Annotated in this window: 13 protein-coding genes; 3 read left to right on the forward strand and 10 right to left on the reverse strand. The window is 47.2% G+C overall.

The annotated features are described in order from the left end of the window. Window positions 1-387: 387 nt before the first annotated feature. The 4 genes from FJQ58_RS15580 to FJQ58_RS15595 all read right to left on the reverse strand — a co-directional run bounded on the left by FJQ58_RS15580 (window position 388) and on the right by FJQ58_RS15595 (window position 4,125). On the reverse strand, window positions 388-1,800 hold the full coding sequence (locus FJQ58_RS15580; RefSeq protein ID WP_139995013.1) for an MFS transporter: 1,413 nt from the start codon (window positions 1,798-1,800) through the stop codon (window positions 388-390). 76 nt (window positions 1,801-1,876) lie between these two features. Further along, complete coding sequence (locus FJQ58_RS15585) at window positions 1,877-2,329, reverse strand: MarR family winged helix-turn-helix transcriptional regulator (protein WP_139995015.1); 453 nt, start codon at window positions 2,327-2,329, stop codon at window positions 1,877-1,879. Window positions 2,330-2,512: 183 nt separating this feature from the next. Beyond that, entirely contained in the window at window positions 2,513-3,382 is an 870-nt protein-coding gene (locus FJQ58_RS15590; RefSeq protein ID WP_139995017.1) for a DMT family transporter, read from the reverse strand. A 23-nt stretch (window positions 3,383-3,405) separates the two neighbouring features. Continuing rightward, the gene (locus FJQ58_RS15595; RefSeq protein WP_139995019.1) at window positions 3,406-4,125 is read right to left on the reverse strand and encodes an SDR family NAD(P)-dependent oxidoreductase; all 720 of its coding nucleotides are present in this window, start codon (window positions 4,123-4,125) and stop codon (window positions 3,406-3,408) included. A gap of 178 nt (window positions 4,126-4,303) precedes the next feature. Here FJQ58_RS15595 and FJQ58_RS15600 point away from each other — a divergent pair, with 178 nt between their 5' ends. The 3 genes from FJQ58_RS15600 to mprF all read left to right on the forward strand — a co-directional run bounded on the left by FJQ58_RS15600 (window position 4,304) and on the right by mprF (window position 8,677). Further along, complete coding sequence (locus FJQ58_RS15600) at window positions 4,304-5,167, forward strand: LysR family transcriptional regulator (protein ID WP_139995021.1); 864 nt, start codon at window positions 4,304-4,306, stop codon at window positions 5,165-5,167. A 340-nt stretch (window positions 5,168-5,507) separates the two neighbouring features. Then, window positions 5,508-5,744, forward strand: coding sequence for a hypothetical protein (locus FJQ58_RS15605; RefSeq protein ID WP_139995023.1), 237 nt, complete (start codon window positions 5,508-5,510; stop codon window positions 5,742-5,744). A 284-nt stretch (window positions 5,745-6,028) separates the two neighbouring features. Next, the gene (gene mprF, locus FJQ58_RS15610; RefSeq protein WP_139995025.1) at window positions 6,029-8,677 is read left to right on the forward strand and encodes a bifunctional lysylphosphatidylglycerol flippase/synthetase MprF; all 2,649 of its coding nucleotides are present in this window, start codon (window positions 6,029-6,031) and stop codon (window positions 8,675-8,677) included. A 45-nt stretch (window positions 8,678-8,722) separates the two neighbouring features. On the opposite strand, the gene FJQ58_RS15615 is transcribed toward mprF, so the two are convergent. The 6 genes from FJQ58_RS15615 to FJQ58_RS15640 all read right to left on the reverse strand — a co-directional run bounded on the left by FJQ58_RS15615 (window position 8,723) and on the right by FJQ58_RS15640 (window position 17,352). Then, window positions 8,723-9,502: a squalene/phytoene synthase family protein gene (locus FJQ58_RS15615; RefSeq protein ID WP_139995577.1), complete on the reverse strand. Its 780-nt coding sequence runs from the start codon at window positions 9,500-9,502 to the stop codon at window positions 8,723-8,725. 324 nt (window positions 9,503-9,826) lie between these two features. Beyond that, window positions 9,827-11,524 carry a glycoside hydrolase family 2 protein gene (locus FJQ58_RS15620; RefSeq protein ID WP_139995027.1) on the reverse strand — a complete coding sequence of 566 codons (1,698 nt, stop codon included), beginning with the start codon at window positions 11,522-11,524 and terminating at the stop codon, window positions 9,827-9,829. Between the two features lie 11 nt (window positions 11,525-11,535). Then, complete coding sequence (locus FJQ58_RS15625; RefSeq protein WP_139995029.1) at window positions 11,536-13,920, reverse strand: AraC family transcriptional regulator; 2,385 nt, start codon at window positions 13,918-13,920, stop codon at window positions 11,536-11,538. A gap of 40 nt (window positions 13,921-13,960) precedes the next feature. Then, window positions 13,961-15,490, reverse strand: a complete 1,530-nt coding sequence (locus tag FJQ58_RS15630; protein WP_139995031.1) for a type 2 periplasmic-binding domain-containing protein — start codon at window positions 15,488-15,490, stop codon at window positions 13,961-13,963. A gap of 39 nt (window positions 15,491-15,529) precedes the next feature. After that, on the reverse strand, window positions 15,530-16,429 hold the full coding sequence (locus FJQ58_RS15635) for a carbohydrate ABC transporter permease (RefSeq protein WP_139995033.1): 900 nt from the start codon (window positions 16,427-16,429) through the stop codon (window positions 15,530-15,532). Next, window positions 16,429-17,352: an ABC transporter permease gene (locus tag FJQ58_RS15640; protein WP_238404103.1), complete on the reverse strand. Its 924-nt coding sequence runs from the start codon at window positions 17,350-17,352 to the stop codon at window positions 16,429-16,431. Before FJQ58_RS15640 ends, FJQ58_RS15635 begins: the two co-directional genes overlap by 1 nt. Window positions 17,353-17,928 lie beyond the last annotated feature (576 nt).

Genomic DNA, 17,928 nt, shown 5'->3' on the forward strand with positions numbered 1-17,928 from the left:
AGCAAAGCAGCGACACTCGCATCTCGAGATTCTCCGATAAACAGCTGGTTTAATAATTGGTGATCTAGTGTAACCTGATATTGAGCCATGTTTTAATACTCTCCTCTGGAATGGTCTGGGTAACTCTTCTAGATGAGTATTTACTTCATGGCTTACTTTTTATGAAGTCATCATTTTACACAATTATATGGACTCAGCCCNGGCTTACTTTTTATGAAGTCATCATTTTACACAATTATATGGACTCAGCCCAACACTCAGCCAGAGCCGGTCAATTTAGAGTCGCTGGGCTAGAGTAGATCTATTTTTTAGTCCTATTTCAAAGATTATTTATGGAGGAAACCCCCAATAATGGAATCCTGCTTTCAGAAGATAGAGTTATCACCTTCAAGCAGTGGAAGAAGTGGATTCCTTCTCGCTTCGCCTCGGCTTCAATCCGGCCTTGCCTCCGGCTGAGTTAAAGGAGAAATAATAAATCACAACAATAATGGCGGCTAGAATAGCTAGCGCGAAAAAGATGTTGCTGTAGAGATATGCTCCGCGATGAATGACAAAAGGGTTAAGGTGCATCGTCGTATCCTTTGCATCAAGAAGTTTGCCGATAATACTTGTTGTCATTGCTCCTGAGATAAAGTTCAGCAAGGACATCAATCCCATTCCAACGCCGATTTGTTCCTTGGACAACGTTCGCGATATCGTGTTGGACATCGCAATTTGCATAAAGGTCTGGCCCATATTGCCGAAGATCAATACAAATAAGATAAGATATGGAGACGCTCCGACTAAAATAGAGAGCAGTACAAAGCAAGTAAAACTAAGCGAAATCGCGGTATAGACCAAAAACGAGTTGCCTTTCTCATCCGCCAGTCTGCCTCCGCGACGGCCAATAAAGGCTGAAATAATCGCTGCAGGGAACATTACTAGGCCGATAACCGCCGGCGATATTCCGTTTAGCCCTGCCAAAAACTGCGGTGTCAGAAATGGCATGCCAAAGCTTAACGCAGTAGCAAGAAACGTAATAAATAGGCCAAAGGAATACTTTTTGTTGGCAAACAGCTTTGGCTGGATAAACGGTTCAGCTGCCGTCCTTATCCGGATAATGAATAGAACTAATGCCACTACGCCGCCAAGGCCAAGGAGAAGATTTCCTTGCGATATCGCCAGCAGCAGCAATGCAACAGCCCCGCCGAGCAAAATTCCGCCTAAGAAATCGATCTTTTGCGCTCCGCCTCTTTGGTTATCCAAATACTTGCGGAAGAAAGGCAGCGCAAGCAGAGGAATTAGCGAAAGCAGGAACAAAAATCGCCAGCTGGCAACACTCGTAACGAGACCGGCAACGATCGGGGCAAGCGCCGTTCCGAGCGCCAGTCCGGCAGCAACCGTACCTAGCGCCCTGCCCCGCTTCTCAGGAGTGAAGTACCTTACGGGCACAATCATTGCCGTAGCAGGGATGACCGCTGCGCCGCTGGCCTGCAAAATTCGGCCAAGCACGATCATCCAATACTCATTTGCAGTCAGTCCTACAATGGAGCCTAACGCAAAGAAAATCAATCCGAAGGTAAGCAAATCCTTCAGGCGGTATTTATCAGCAAGCTTGCCATAGGTAACCGAACCGACCGCGTAAACGATCATATAGCCGGTGAGCAGCCAGCTTACCTGCGAGGGTGAAATGCCAAACTCCTTGCTGATCACTGGCATGACCACATTAAACATCGAAGCATTCATGATTGAAAATACCAAAGTGAAGGCTAAGATCGGCATCAGCTTCTCGCCGTTATTTTGAACGCTTGTTGCTTCCATTTCTTATAAACTCCCTTCCCGTCACTTATCTTATATCGTTTGAATTCAAACTATTTAAGCAAAAAATGGAGCCGCCTTACTCATAAGCCTTGATGAACTTTCGGAGCAGCGCCTGCAAAGTAGCGGATTCTTCATTCGTAAGCATCTGGTTTGATTTGTCCTTCGCCGCCTTGACAGCCTGCGAGGACTGCTGATACATTTCAATCCCTTTCTCCGTCAAATAAATGCGTTTCATTCTTGCATCCTGCTCGTGATCGCGTCGAACCACCCACTCTTTCCTAACCATCCCATTAATCAAGCTGGTAACGCTCGACTTGTCAATAAAAAGCAGCTTCTCCAAGTCGGCATTCATCGCACCAGGAGACATGGATAATAAATGAAGCGACTGGGATTGCTGCGGGGTTAACCCGAGCGGACGCAGAGCTGTTTCGATTTCACGCCTAATTGAAGTGAAAGCGAGCTTTATAAGCAATGTATTGCTATCCTCATGCTCCCATGGGAAACGAATGACATGGTCTTCTTTACACATACGGAGCCTCACCATCCTAAAATTGTTTGAATTCAAACTAATAGTAAATAGAGTGCGTTCATTTGTCAACGAAAAAATAAAAAGCAGCGCCCTCCGACAGGCACTGCTGCAGCGGCCGTTCAAACAAAAGGACTATATCCATGGCCGAAAGCTTTGAAGCAGTATGCGCAAAGCGGACATTTTTCAAGTGGCTGCTGGCATCCGCGCCCTGCTCACCTTGTTCACCATTATGATACCGATGCAGATAAACACCCCACCGACGGCCGCATACCACTTCACTTGTTCTCCGAGAAGCAGCCAGCTGGTCAAAACGCCGAAAAATGGCGCTAAAAACAAATAAGAGCTCGTTTTGGCAGCGTCGCCGCTTCGCAGCAAATAAAACCAGACGGAAAATTGCACAATGGAGCAAAATAGGGCAAGCACCAGCAGCACCCCTACCGATTTAAACGTGGCAATGAAATAAAGAGGCTCCGTGAACAAGCTGATAACGAGAAGCGTCAGCCCGCCTGCGAGCATCTGATAAGCAGCCAAAACCGTCATATCAAATGATGGACCCCAGCGTTTGATCAACAATGTTGCCGCTGCGAAGCAGGCGGCGCCTGCAAGGCAAATAAAGGTTCCGGGTTGAAGGGATAAATGAAATCCGAAAGTAAAGGCTACACCGATAAAACCGATGAGAACGCCAAACCATTGCCTTTTGCTGTAGGAAGCCCCCATCACGACTGTAGAGATGATAATAACAATAAGCGGGCTTATACTCGTTAGGATTGAAGATTCACTGGAAGTTATCCAGCTCATGCTGTAATAAACACAGCCCATAACGGCGGCGGTTTGAAACCATCCGATCATCGCAGCCTGCCCCCATTGCTTGCGTCCTTTAGGGCGTGGGCGCCTTCTGACGATCCATGCCAGCACTCCTCCTGCAATGATATATCGCATGCCCATTAGAAGGAACGGCGGCGCATAAGCTAAGCCGATCTTTCCCACCGGAAAAGCGATCCCCATCAAAAATGTCGTTAATAGGATTAGGCTCATATATTTGTATTTGTTCATGGTGATCCCCTTCCTGCGTCGTATTATATGGTTTGCCCGCCATCTGCCGTTATCGTTTGCCCTGTAATCGCATCCTGCCGCAATAGTGAACAAATAATCAAGGCGATATCCTCCGGCGTCGAAATCCGCTGCAATACAATATGGCCGGCGAGCCGGTTCATCTGTTCCTCGCGTCCCTCCCACCAGCGGGTCGCTACCGCTCCCGGCGCTACGCCGCAGACTCTAATCTCCGGAGCAAGCGCACGAGCAAGCGACTTGGTCAAACCATGCACCGCAGCTTTCGAGACGGCATAAGGAAGCGACGAGCCCAGTCCGGTTATACCAGCCACGCTGCCGACGTTCACGATCACTCCTTTTTTATTCTTCTTCATAAAAGGACTGACGGCGCGGGCACAATAAAACATCCCTTTGACATTCACGTTATAGAGCTCATCCCACGCTTCATCCGTCACGCTGTCCAAATCATGAAGCGGAATATGTCGGGTGATGCTCGCATTATTCACTAGCATATCTACGGTTCCGAAATGTTCCACCATATGTTGAACCATTTTTCGAACCTCAACCTCCTTAGCTACATCCGCTTGAATAGCTATCGCGCTACCGCCTGCTCGCTGGATGAACGCTGCGGTTTCCTCTGCCTCTTCTCTCGAACGGGAATAATTAACGGCCACATTTGCTCCCTTGCTCGCCAGCTCAATACTAACGGCACGCCCTATCCCCGTACCTCCGCCAGTAACCAACACCGTTTTATGATTAAATTCCGTCGTACTCTACTCCTTTCGTATGCTTTACTTCCTTCTGCCCTCATTGTAATCCGTCTTTGGTGTTATGTATAATGATCATTAAAGATACTATGTATCACAAATTATGATATCTAAGCAGGAGCAATATTCGCCTGTTATGGTCAGGAGGCTGAGTGCAATGGAAAGCTCCGATTTACGCGTATTTCAAATGGTTGCTCGCGAAGGCACGATAACCAAGGCTGCACAGAAGCTTGGTTACGTTCAGTCCAATGTCACAGCAAGAATTCGCGGTCTTGAGCAAGAACTAGGGACATCATTATTTCTCCGACATAACCGCGGCATGACTCTTTCTGCTAGCGGCAAAACGCTCCTAACCTACGCCGACAAAATTATCGGGCTACTGGAAGAAGCCTCACAGGCTTTAACCTCCTCGGATGAACCGAATGGGCCGCTATCCATAGGCTCCACTCAAACAGCCGCAGCCGTTCGATTGCCAACTTTGCTCTCGTCCTATTACGGCCAGCATCCGAAGGTGCTCCTGTCCTTAACAACGGGGCACTCGCAGTCCTTGATGGAGAAGGTGCTTCAATACGAGCTGGACGGTGCTTTTATCGGCTGCGAATGTGATCATCAGGAGCTCCAGTCTTTTCCCGTATTTAACGAGGAGCTGGTCATCATCTCGCATCCTGCTGTAACCAGCATTGAGGAAGCCATGACGAAACCCATACTTGTCTACAGCATGGGTTGTTCCTACCGGGCAGTATTGGAGAAATGGCTGCAAGCCAGCGGTACCGCTTATCCGACCATCATGGAATTCGGCACATTAGAGGCGATTGTTGGAGGCGTGTCGGCCGGGCTCGGCATTTCGTTAATGCCGAGAATCGTCGTCGTAAAACAGGAAGCAGAAGGGACCCTTCAATCCCATCCGATTCCCGAATCTCTCAAATATATGAAAACCCATTTTATTACGCGAAGAGATTCCTTTGTCAGCAGCGCATTGTATGCATTCATGGAAACACTGCCCCGAGTGGCTGCTGATTAGATGAATGGAAGCCGAAAATCAATCCCGTACACGCATATTTGCAGCACGAAGCTACCCCTACCCAGCCGAACCCCCTTTAGCGCCGCTTGCCAGCGACGCTGAAGGGGGTTTTAGCCATAACAGGCAATATTGGTGGTTACCTGAACCCTAATTCAAATTTTTAACGGGAGGAATTCCCTTTAAGTCCATGAAGTAGCCTGAATCGGTTAATTTAGCAGGACATTTTCCTACTTTTTCACCATTCGCTGTTTCAAATGATTCTGAATAGGTTATACACATAGAAATAACTTGGCTGCATATCATTTAATAGGATTGTTTTAATAGAAGGAGGAAATTCAAAATGGAATATATTCAAAACAAACAATATAAAAACGTGGACGTATACTTTGACGGATCGCATTATATCGGGTGCTCGTTCACCAACTGTACGATTCATATCTCGTCCCTGCGGTTTAATTATGACCGCTGCACGTTTATGGGCTCCAAATTCAAGCTAAGCCCGAAGGTGCTCCTGCTGCAAAATGTCTATTCCCTGCTTCCGTCTTCCATGACCGGAAATAATATTGTACAAGCTTAATGAGCCTAATCGGCTCTGCCTTACAAATCAATCTTTTTACAAGCATAAAAAGGCGGTTTACTTCATCATAATAGATGAGTAAACCGCCTTTATTCATTTATTAAACTGTAATCCTCAAGCGCAATGCCAAGCGGCTTATTGTTGTCCTTTAAGCGATGGTTGTGCGATCATACATTAACAGACTTGAGAACCGAATTAGCTCCGCCCATCGTAGGACTGTACAAGAGGATCTCTCCCTGTCAAAATAACAATGAAGAATCATTTCACCTACAAGGGGTCCTACCATGAATTGGTTACAAGAATTCGCGCACAAGCTGCAGCTTATCAAGTTTCTTTCCGTCCTCTATCGCGCCAAATTGCTCAGGATACTGCTGCCTTTTGCCATATTCGCTTTGGTGTACTGGGAAGGCCAGAAGGAATTCAAAGCAATTGATTGGGGAACTACCCTGCATTATTTGCATCACATGTCTCCAAAAACCGTATTGGCTATGCTTGGCATCTCCTTTTTCGCCGTATCCATCATGAGTACATATGATTTTTTAATCCGAAAGCAGTTTCATTTTTCAATAGGCATATGGGATACGTTTCGATATGGCTGGATCGCGAATACGTCCAACAATCTGATTGGGTTTGCTGGATTGACCGGGGCTGGGCTGCGCACGATTTTGTATCGGAATCGCAATATCCCCATGACCAGCATTGCTGCATCTGTTGCGTTTCTGTCTACGATTACGTTTACCGGTTTATCCGTACTCGCTTGGCTAAGCATAATAGGCCTCTTTCCGATCAAGCTTTTGCTTCAGGAACATCCTTGGCTTGCTTACGCAGCGTGGGGGGTAGCTCTTTATTTGCCATTGTTTTTGCTCATTCAGCGTACCTCCCTGTTCTCGAAATGGTTTAACCGAAATCAAGGCCAGCTGAACTGGCGAATTACAGCCGCAGCCATTGGTGCCTCCTTCTTGGAGTGGTTTTTTGCTGGACTCGCTTTCTGGCTTATTGGTGAGATGATTGTTCCCGGACTTTCATTCACGCATGCCATTGGCATCTATACGATAGCCGCCATTGCCGGCATTGTCAGCATGGCGCCGGGCGGGATCGGCGGCTTCGATCTGACAGCCATTCTTGGCTTGCAGCTGCTGGGCTACCCGCCTGAGAAATGCGCCGTTATTCTCGTTCTTTTCAGGTTGCTGTATTACGTCATCCCCTGGTTGATCGGTCTTATGCTAGCGGCATTCGAATTCCCAATCTACCGGAAGCGTTCCGACCCCTCCGATGGAAGCACCATGGAGAGAGCTCTCAATCTATGGCAGAAAATATGGCGGTGGCCGGGTCAATTCAGATTTATTGGCGAGATTGGCGCATGGTCGCTGGGCAAGCTTGTATTCGCTAGCGGGATCATTTTACTTTTGTCCGCGGCAACGCCAGGCATGCTTTACCGGATTCATTTTACGGAAGAACTGTTATCGCTGCCGCTGATGAGATTATCCCATCAGCTTAGCGTTATTATCGGCATCATGCTCATCGTACTCTCTCGCGGAATTTCACTCAGAGTCCAAAGGGCATATTACTGGACGCTGCTGCTGCTTTGCTCTGGCGCGCTGTTCACCTTGGCGAAGGCATTTGATTACGAGGAGGCGATCTTCCTTCTGCTTGTCGCTTTGCTTCTTTGGGTTTCTAGGCATCGTTTTTACCGCGTTGCTATCCCGCTTGGCAAATGGAGCGCCCTAGGCTGGGGAATTATTACGATTCTAATTGTTTATGGCTACTCAATTATCGGTTCACTGATCCACCCGGCGTTTCTGAAGCATTTGCCGCCGAATGCGAATAAGGAATGGCTGATCGAACCGAGCCGCCATACGATTGTTGCTATATTCGGACTATTGGTCGCTTGGCTTATGCTCTCGCTTCTATATGTCTTCCGGCCAAAGCCGCTTGACATGAACGGGGCCAATTCCGAGGATAAAAGCAAATTAACGGCTTTCTTGGAGCAGGAGCAAGGAAATTTACTTACGCATATGCTTTATACCGGAGATAAAAGCTTCTTCTGGGCGGCAGAAAATCGTATATTGATTCCCTATGCCAAAATTAGAAACAAGCTGGTAGTGCTCGGCGATCCGATTGGTGCAAAGAGCCTCGTTAGCACAGCAATTCAGCAATTTCAGCAATATGCAGACCAATTTGCGCTAGAGGTTGTTTTCTATCAAGCAGCGCCTGACTATTTGCCGATTTACCATGAGAATGGTTTCCGCTTCTTTAAGCTTGGAGAGGAAGCCTTGGTTCCATTGGCGGGCTTCACGCTTGCCGGAAAATCCAATGCCAGTTTGCGAACGGTCAAAAACCGTTTTGAACGCGAGGGCTTCCGCTTTGAAGTCGCCCATCCGCCGCATTCAGAAGCGTTAATGGAGAGGCTCGCCAACATTTCAAACCAGTGGCTTGGAGGCAAAAAAGAAAAAGGCTATTCCCTCGGCTGGTTTGAGGAAAGCTATCTGCAGCAAGCGCCGATTGCACTGCTCATCCAACCAGATGATGACATTATCGCTTTCGCTTCGCTCGCGCCTGGCTATGATGGCGCCACGTTGTCCGTTGATTTAATGCGCTATTTAAAAGATACGCCAAACGGTACGATGGACCAGTTGTTCATTTGCTTATTGGAATGGGCTAAGTCAGAGGGCTATAGCCGATTTAATCTAGGGATGGCCCCGCTCTCGAGCGTAGGGCAAACGCAAAAAGCGATAAAAGAGGAAAAACTCGCCCGAATCCTGTTCCAATACGGAGGAAGCTGGTATGGCTTCGTAGGACTGCGCAGGTACAAAGAAAAGTTCTCGCCAGCGTGGGAGCCCCGTTATCTCGCTTACCCCTCCTCTACTTCATTGCCTCTTTTACTGGTAGAGCTCGTTCGATTAATCGCCCGTCATCCAAGTAAAAGCAAATAAACGCAAAGCCCAATGGGCTTTGCGTTTTTTTAGTTCCACTGCTATTTAATTAATGCTGCCCACAAGCTTCATTACCGCATCTCTTGTAAGCTTATTCCCGCCTGCAGCAATCAGATTAACAGTAGCGTGTGCGAGCGTCAACGGTATTTTGCAAAAATCCAGAGCAGGTCCGCCCTTTAGGTCCTTAATATATTCATCAGCAATCTTCAGGTTTCGGCGCGTATACTTCATCATTTCCTTCGGGCCCCAGCCATCTGGAAAAAAGTCTACGCCTCGTTCTAGATCCTCTTTGCGATTTCGTAATATATTGACAGCCTGCAGCCCTCTGCCAAACGCTACCGCTTTCACCATATCCGATTTCGTGCCATCATACCATAGCCATATTTCAGAGAGCATTTCTCCAACCATGCCAGCTACGCTGTAGGTATAATTGTCCAAGTCCTCTTCCGTATGGATGTTCCATCCGGCGTGTACCCATTCGCCCATCTGCTTCGACATCTTTGCCGTATTGCGATATACGACCTCATTCACCGTTGGAGGACAAAGTTGCGCCCATTCGTCAATTCTCATCGTAACATCCGGCAGCACCCCTTCGTAAGGAGCAAGAAGTTTACGTGAATTTCCAATCACATCTGAAGATTGGAATGCATCGTGAACACCAAGCAGAAGCTCCACCTTCAAATCGTCTGACAGCGTTTCATGATCTTCAATTTCATCAATGGCACGCATACATAAATAGGCAGCCGCTACTGCTTCTTTTAACCCTTCTTTTAACCGGTTAATGGGAATATAGAAAGTACGGCTCGTTTTCTTCAACATGATCATCGCATCATTCAAAATAAAAACTCCTTCATTATGGCAGCTTTGCTTCAGGCTTGTTTTATCGTTAGTACTATAATACCATACAACCATTTGGATGTGCACCGTTACTGCAATTTACTACCCATAACGTAAGCTTTTGTACCACATCTCGCCTATAAAATCAAAAAAACTCCAATCGTCCAAAAACGGAGTTAATTTTTAGTATGTTCATTTCAGCAATTCTAATCACAAAAAAAGATCAACCAGAATCATCTGATTGACCTCTCGGTATAAACCGTTGTTCAAGCCTGCTTACTGCTGCATACTCCATCTCAACGATAATCAGTGCTAATTCTGCTTTGCCTCGCCTTTGAAATAACGCTGTACAGCTGTGTAAGCGAGCTTTGGCCTGCGATAGCGGTCAACGATCCCTTTGCTGTTCTGAGTTCCTGCTCTTGTAAGGAGCCAATCCGTGCCTTCCGTCACTCTGCAATCGCAATATTGCCAGATGAACATGCCGGATACGAACGGTCTCGACGTATATGCGGACAGGTTGGCCTCGATAATATCCGCTTGCCGCTCCTCCGTACCCCGCACCCGGCTGGGATCTCGATGCCCATAATAGCCATCGCCCCCGAACTCGCTCATAATCATCGGTTTGCCTAATCCGCCACTGGCGTCTGCCCATCCACGCGCCAAATCGCACAGCTCGCCCGGGTCCTCGTCTCCGTACCAGCCGGGATACAAATTAAAAGAGACGATGTCCGCCAAATCGAAGCAAAGCTCCTTCGCACGATGGTGGGAAGCGAAGGTCAACGGGCGGCTCGCATCAAGCGCCCGAATCTGCTCCAGCTGCTCCTTGTACATCTCCCGGCCTTCTGCCGTATCACTGGCACATTCATTAAGAATCGCCCAGATTACGATGGACGGATGATTAAAATGCTGCTCCACCATCTCACGGTTCACCTGCTCGCACTGCCAGCGGAAATTAGGATTGCGCATCTGCTCCAGACTTAGTCCTCGCGCATGGTTCTCTTCCCACACCAAAATGCCTCTCTCGTCACACAAATCAAGAAACAGCTCGTCATTAGGATAATGGCTTGTACGTACCGAGTTGCAGCCCATATCGGTGATCAAATCGGCATCTACCGCCATCAGTTGAAGCGGAATCGCAGAGCCGACCATGGGATGGTCCTCATGACGGTTAACACCTTTAAAAACGATATCCTGTCCGTTCAGTTGAATTTTCCCATCCTTCGTGGTCACGGCTCGGAATCCCACACGTTCAATTAAATCGTCCACATCCGCATCATCCGCTAGGAGCCTTGCTTTTAGCATGTACAACACGGGGTTTTCCGGCGACCAAGCCTCAGCTTCGGAAAAGTCAAAGGTTGCCTCGCTAACCGAAATGCTCCCAGCCGCTGCACGCCCTTCTCCCAGATCCATAAGCTTCCCGCCTAGCTCAAAAGAAAGGCGATAAACCTGCTCTTCCACGCCAATATTGCGAACATAGGCTTGAACGATGCCCCTCCAGCCGCCGTTTTCCCAAACTGGCGTAAAAGCTATCCGCTCAATGAACAGCGATTTCAATTCCTCCATTGAAACAGATCGGTTAATGCCGCCATATGTGTAATAATCGTTCGGAATATGCAAGGCTGAAAATTCGCCAAAGCTGTTGTCCGCAAGCACAATAAGCTCATGCTCCCCCGCTTCCGCTTCATCCACGATTGCATCGAATGCCGTATAGGCATTGTAATGTTCTATGATAAGCTTACCGTCAAAATAAACTTTAGCTGTATGGCTCACCCCTTTAAATACGAATCGTAGCGAGGTTTTCTCTTTAATCGTTACCCGTTTCCTATAAGCCCCGCTTCCCCTATACGTCAATAATTCAGGATGCATCTCCCAGCAGCCAGGAACAGCAAGCTTATAGGCATAGCTGAGCTGCCCAAGGTTCATATCATTGGTATCAATCGGCGTGAAATCCCACATGCCATCCAGCAAAGTTACCTTTCGAAGCTCATTCGTTTGAAACAATCGGGTCATCTATTTTCCTCCTAATGATATCTATTGAATGCTTTTCGGTATTCCGTTGGTGTCATGCCGGTCTCACCTTTGAAAATTTTGTTAAAATACGAATGTTGATAGCCAACGCTTTCCGCGATTTCACTAATCTTCATTGGCGTTGAAGCTATCAGCTCCTTGGCTTTATCGATTCTGAGCGTCATGATGTAGTCTACATAATTGACTCCTGTCACCTGCTTAAAGGATCTGCTCAGCATATAAGGGCTCGTTCGGCAGCGCTCCGCACATTCCTCCAACGATAGATCCTTCATATATTCCTTGCTCAGCAGCAAAGCAGCTTCTTCCACAATTCTTCTTGCACCGATATTTTGGGCTTTATTAAACTCTTCCAGATAAGGGGCAATGATTTTCTCTCGAAACCATAGCCGCATCGCTGTTATATCGGGAAGTCCCAGCAAATCGCCATACAGATTTCCTTCTTTGAACAAGGGATGCTGTACAAAGCCCAGCTCAATGAGCATATGGCGCACGCTGCCGAGCAATTGAAGCAGTGCTTGGCGAACGGGCATTTCCCGCATGCTCATTCGTTCAAGCTCAGCCATATATTCCGTAAATCGCAGCTCGGTTTCCTCCGTGAACCCGAGGCGCATAGCATGAAGCAGCTCCTTCTCCTCCACAAATGGATATTGAACTTGGTAGGCTTGCATCGGATTAATATCTTCCATATCAATAATCTGATGTATTTCCTGAAGCTCACGGTAGCTGATCGCATGCCGGGTTTGCTCCAATAATTCTGGAATCGCGCCGATTTGCTCTGTCCATCTGCAGATGATGATGGTCACATGCAGTCGCAGCACACCAGACAAAGTGGTAACAAGCTCCTGAGACAAGCCTTGCAGCTGTTCTCTCCGCTCCTTCGCACTGCTGCTAAGATCAGCGGCACATAATAAACCGACCGACATATCCTGAAAGTTGATGAGATGAGCCTCGATTTGGCGGTTAGCCGCCAGCTCTTCCGAGATATTGCCTGCCGCAAACGAAATCAGCTGCCGATCATCTTCTTTGAAGCGCGATTCGCTATCATTCAGTCCAGACAGCTGAATAAGCAGAAGCGAGAACTGGCGGTGTTCGGTCTTCCACCCCAAGCTCTCCATTCGCTGTCTTAAGCTGGCTTCATTGCTGGCATACAAATGTCCTTGAACGAGCTGCAGCAGGAACCCCTCTCGCAAGGAAGGAACGGCTTGCTGCAGGCGTTCCTTTAACGTTCTCGATTCGTTCATCACGGTCATCCATTTTTGCTCAATAAATTCCATCTCATGTTGAACCACCGCATGGCTGCTGCTCCGATCTGCGCCAAGGAGCGTAACTAAACGACCGATTGGCTTGTATAGCCGAAGCGAGGCGTACCACGACAGCAGCAAAGCAATGAACAAGCCAGCCAAGCTGCAAATCAAAATCCATTTCGAAGAAACCGCTACGGGCTTGGTCAGTTCAGATAACGGAGTAGCCGTGACATAAGTCCAGCCTGCAAGATCAACATGGCCCAGCGATACGAGATAGGTGTCTCTCTTCCATTTGAACGGAAAACTATGTGAGTTGAGATTTTTCGCCTGATTAGACTTCAAATATTGCCTTAGCTCCGCAGACAATTCAGCCTCGCCCGCAGACGGCTCCAGCACAAATTCACCAGTGCTTTGAAGCAAAAACGACGTTCCCTTCTCACCAGCCTGCAAGTAGGCAATATTTCTTTTGATTTCAGCCGGGCTGATCGTCAGAACGAAAGCGCCAAACGGATGCTGCGAGTGCCATGGCAGCTTGAAAATAATCGAGACAGGCGACTCGCTCCCTTTATTGTTGATTGGCAGGCGATAGGACAAGAATAGGCCTGTGTTCTTGCTCAAGCTCGCTTGATAGTCCTTGATAAGAGCAGCATTCAAATATTCAATTCCGTCTGCGGACAACAGGGCTTGCTGTCCATTTAGAAATAAGTAGGCGTCGTTAACCAATAAGCTGGATCCGCCAACAACGGTCATGGTTTGCATAAGCTCCTGAGTCTCATTGATATGATTCAGAAAGCTGTAATTCTCCAGATACGAGCCGAACATTGGATTGTTAGACCATCTGCTCATGAGCATCGAAATTTGGTCAAACTGGCTGTTCATCATATCGGAGAACTGCTCAATGCGCAGCGCATGGGTTTTAAACACCTGCTTTTCAATTTGATTCACGCCAATGATATAATTGCTGACTGCGATAATAAAGGACGGAATACTTGTAATGATAAGCACGAGCACCAGGCTCCTCCGGAAGTATTCTCCTCGCAGCATCCCTGTTTTAGGCCATATCGGCCATTTCTGTCTCAATCCAATCCCCCCGAACACCAGCGATTTAGCGGAGAAACGACCGGAAGCCAGCATACCCCCACCTTCTCCTAAGAGATGATGAGGGGGAGCTTATTTATTTGGCGCTGTTTCTCGCTTGGTAAGCCTCATTCATTTCCAAAATTATTTTTTGGTAGGTTTGATCGGCCTGAAGCTCTGCCACAAGCGCATCCCAATCCTCTAAGCTCGCTTTGCCCATTATAACTTTAGTTTTCAAATCCTGAATTTTTTTGTCATAATCGCTGCCCAGCTTGGACCCCGTCTCCGTAATTAACCCAGACGAAGGATTGGATACGCTCGCGTCAGCCGCTTGATCAATCAATGTTCGCTCATGCTCAAGCTTTTCTGCTGCAAGGCCTGTGCCCAAATTACCGTATTTATCGTATTTCATAAAAATGTTTTGCATAAACTGGAAGCTGAGATCCTTGGAAGCTGCTTCTGTCAGCACGTAGTTGTCGCCATCCTTCGTGAAATCCTCGCCTTCCATCCCGTAAGCCGCCAATTCATGGCCTTCATCCGACGCGCCGTAATCAAGAAACGCCAGCAGCTTTTTCACTTTATCTTCTTTGACGCTCTTGGAGATCACGAACATCCCAAAGTGGCCCGTGCCTTTGGAGGCGTATTTTCCGTTAGCGCTTTCCAAATACGGCGTCCATTCCAGATCCGCGTCAACTTTGCCCGCTGCCTGTAGCTCCTTCACCATCATTGGAATTTGGTTCGGCTTATCCGGGAAAATTCCTGCTTTGCCCGCGTAAACCAAATCCTTCGCCTGATCATGCTTAAGCAGCGCAAAATCCTTAGGAATCAAACCTTCGTTATAGGCATTTTGCAGCCATTCCAGCGATTGCTTCATAGAAGGATCAAAAGTGGTATCAACAAGCTTGCCATCCACTACTTTATATTTACCTCCTGTGCCTGTGAAAGCTTCCTGAATAAAGGTGAATTGGCCCATATCCGATTGGTTGACATAGCCGGATAAGCCTACTGTATCCTTTTGCCCGTCAGGCGCATTTTCTTTAAACGCTTTCATTACGGTATACAGCTCATCCATTGTCTTTGGCACCTCAAGATTCAACTTTTGCAGCCAATCCGTTCGGATCAACGGCTGGGCGTTGCCTTCGGTCGGCCTTACCCGCGGAACCCCGTAAAGCTTACCTTCAACCAAATTGTTCGTGAACGTTATATCTGGAAATTTCATTAAGTTTGGGTATTCCTTGATCATTTCGCTCAAATCCCAAAACGCGCCTTGCTTAGCCATGTTCTGGAAAGCGGCGTTGCTCGTATCGGTGACAAGCATCAGGTCTGGAAGCTTGCCAGAAGCGAGCGTCACATTGACTTTCTCATTGAAGTTGTTCGGCGTCACCCACGTGATGTCCAGCTTCGTATTCGTACGCTTCTCGACTTCCTTCAAAATCCGATTGTCTTGGGCTGGCGGCTCCTTCTGGTAATAAATCGTCAGTACGCTAATGTCTGTCGGCCCCTGTCCTGATTCTCCGCCTGCGGCACCATTGTTAGCTGCATTATTTTTGCCTCCGCAGCCTGAAATAATGACGGTTATTGCCAAAATAGCTGTAAACCAACCAAGCCAAGCTTTCTTTCTGTCCATACTTTGTTTGCCTCCCTGATGATCTTTTTATTATATCTCTCATTCCTTGACGGAGCCAACCATGGCCCCTTTGGCAAAATGCTTTTGCAGGAATGGATATACCAGAAGAATAGGAATCGTCGAGATAATGACAGCCGCCATTTTTTTCGTTTCCGATGGAATGCTCGCCATGCCGGTGTCGCTTGCCGCTGCCCCGCCCATGGCCGTTGAAGAATCAATCAGCATATTTTGCAATAAAATTTGCAAGGGCCATTTTGCCGTATCATTGATGAACAGCACGGCATTAAAAAACGTGTTCCAATACGAAACAGCGTAGAACAAACCGAATGCAGCGAGCGACGGGAGCGACAACGGCAAAATAATACGGAACCACACGCTCATATCATTGCAGCCATCGATGCGTGCAGCCTCTTCCAGACCAACGGGGATCGAATCGAAGAAGCCTTTCATCAGCAGCACATACCACCCACTCGTAATAACCGGAATGATGAGCGACCATAAGCTGTCAATCATGCCAAGCTCCTTCACCACCAGATAGCCGGGAATGATGCCGGGATTAAACAAGGTTGTCAGCAATATGAGAAACATCAATGGCTTTCTGCCTCTCATCCGCTTTCGCGAAAGTCCATAGGACAAAGAGGACGTAATCACCAAGCTGCATAAGGTTCCTACAACCGCTAGAAAAGCGCTAATGCCGGTTGCTCTCATAAAGGTTGAAGTGGAAAGCAAATATTCATAGGAAACAAGTGTCCATGTCTTCGGGAATAGCAGCAGCCCTCCCTGACGGTATTCTTCCGGCGTTGTAAATGAAATAACAAATACATAATAGAAAGGGAATAGGCACACCAGTCCAACCAGCAGCAAAACCGTGACGTTGAAGGCGCCAAATAACCGGTCAAACCTGCTCTCGCGAATCGTCGATACAGCAGCTTCACGCATTAATAAACACCATCCTCACCCATTTTTTTCGCCAGCCAGTTGGCAAAGATGACCAACGCTACGCCAATAAAGGATTTAAACAAGCCAACTGCCGTACTGTAGCTGAACTGTGCCTGCAAAATACCGACTCGGTACACATACGTATCGAACACCTCAGCCACCTCTGACACTGCACCATTCATCATCAGATACACTTGCTCGAACCCAACATCCATGATGTGTCCGATGCGCAGGATGAGCAGGATAATAATAACGTTGCGAATCGCCGGCAGCGTCACATGCCACATTTGCTTCAGCCTGCCTGCACCGTCCAACTTGGCGGCCTCATATTGCTGCGTATCGACACCTGCAATGGCCGCGAGGAACAAGACCGTTCCCCAGCCCACTTCTTTCCAAATCGATTGCAGCGTTAGAAGAATCCAGAAATAATCGGGGTTCGTCAGAAAATCAATTTTTTCATATCCGAATACGACCAGAAGTTGATTGATAACACCCTCTGATTGCGAAAGCATCAAAAAGCTCATACCTACGATAACGACCCAGGATAGAAAATGGGGCAAATAAACGATGGATTGAATCGTTTTCTTAAACCATTGCAGCCTTAGTTCGTTCATCATTAAGGAAAGAATGATCGGCAGCGGAAAGAAGAAAACGAGGCTTAACAGGTTGATCGCCATCGTATTTCTGAATATTCTGTAAAATTCAGGATTGGAAAATAATCGTTGAAAATGTTCAAAGCCTACCCACTCACTGTGCAAAAAACCTAAGTAAGGCGAATAATCCTGAAAGGCGATCAACACGCCCCACATCGGAATGTACTTAAAGACAAGGAAATATAATAGCCCGGGAAATACTAGCAGGTAGAGAAACAAATCTCTCTTTAAAAGCTTGCCTTCGTTCAAAAGCTTGAATTTCAACCGCAGCCCTAAACTCGCCTTATCCTGCTTTGCTTGCAAACTCTCAACATTCACTTTCAATGGTCAGCCACTCCTCTATCTGCTCATCTTGCTCGGTCCATGCTCAGCAACTAACCCTAACTATACGGTCCTCTCCGTTTGAACTCATTAAAAAATACTTGCAAAACCCTTGAATGAACTAACAAAATCTTGTTATTCAATGAGTTGAATGCTACAAGGTCAAACGGCTGTCGCTGTTATCTGCAAAAGGTGGGGGAGCTGTTTCTCTTGAAATAGAAGATTGCTTTATCGCACGAAATCTATAAAGTCTTATAATTAAAGCGGACATAAGTGAATGGCGAGATGCGTGGATTTCATCCGTTTGTATAAGGATGACTAGTGATGGGAAATGAATTAGAAGGAATTTCTCCCGCTAAAAAAGTGATATTTGCGGGGCAAATGAATTAGCGGGAATTCCTCCCGTTAATTCGGCCCTTTCCTGTCATTTTCAGCATATGATCTGAAATTAAAGGGACAAATTCCATGTAAATCGCTCCAAATCCCGAAATTGCTAAAAATAGAGGGACAAATTCCATCTATATA

This window comes from Paenibacillus paridis (genome assembly GCF_006345825.1).
GTDB classification, from domain to species: domain Bacteria; phylum Bacillota; class Bacilli; order Paenibacillales; family Paenibacillaceae; genus Pristimantibacillus; species Pristimantibacillus paridis.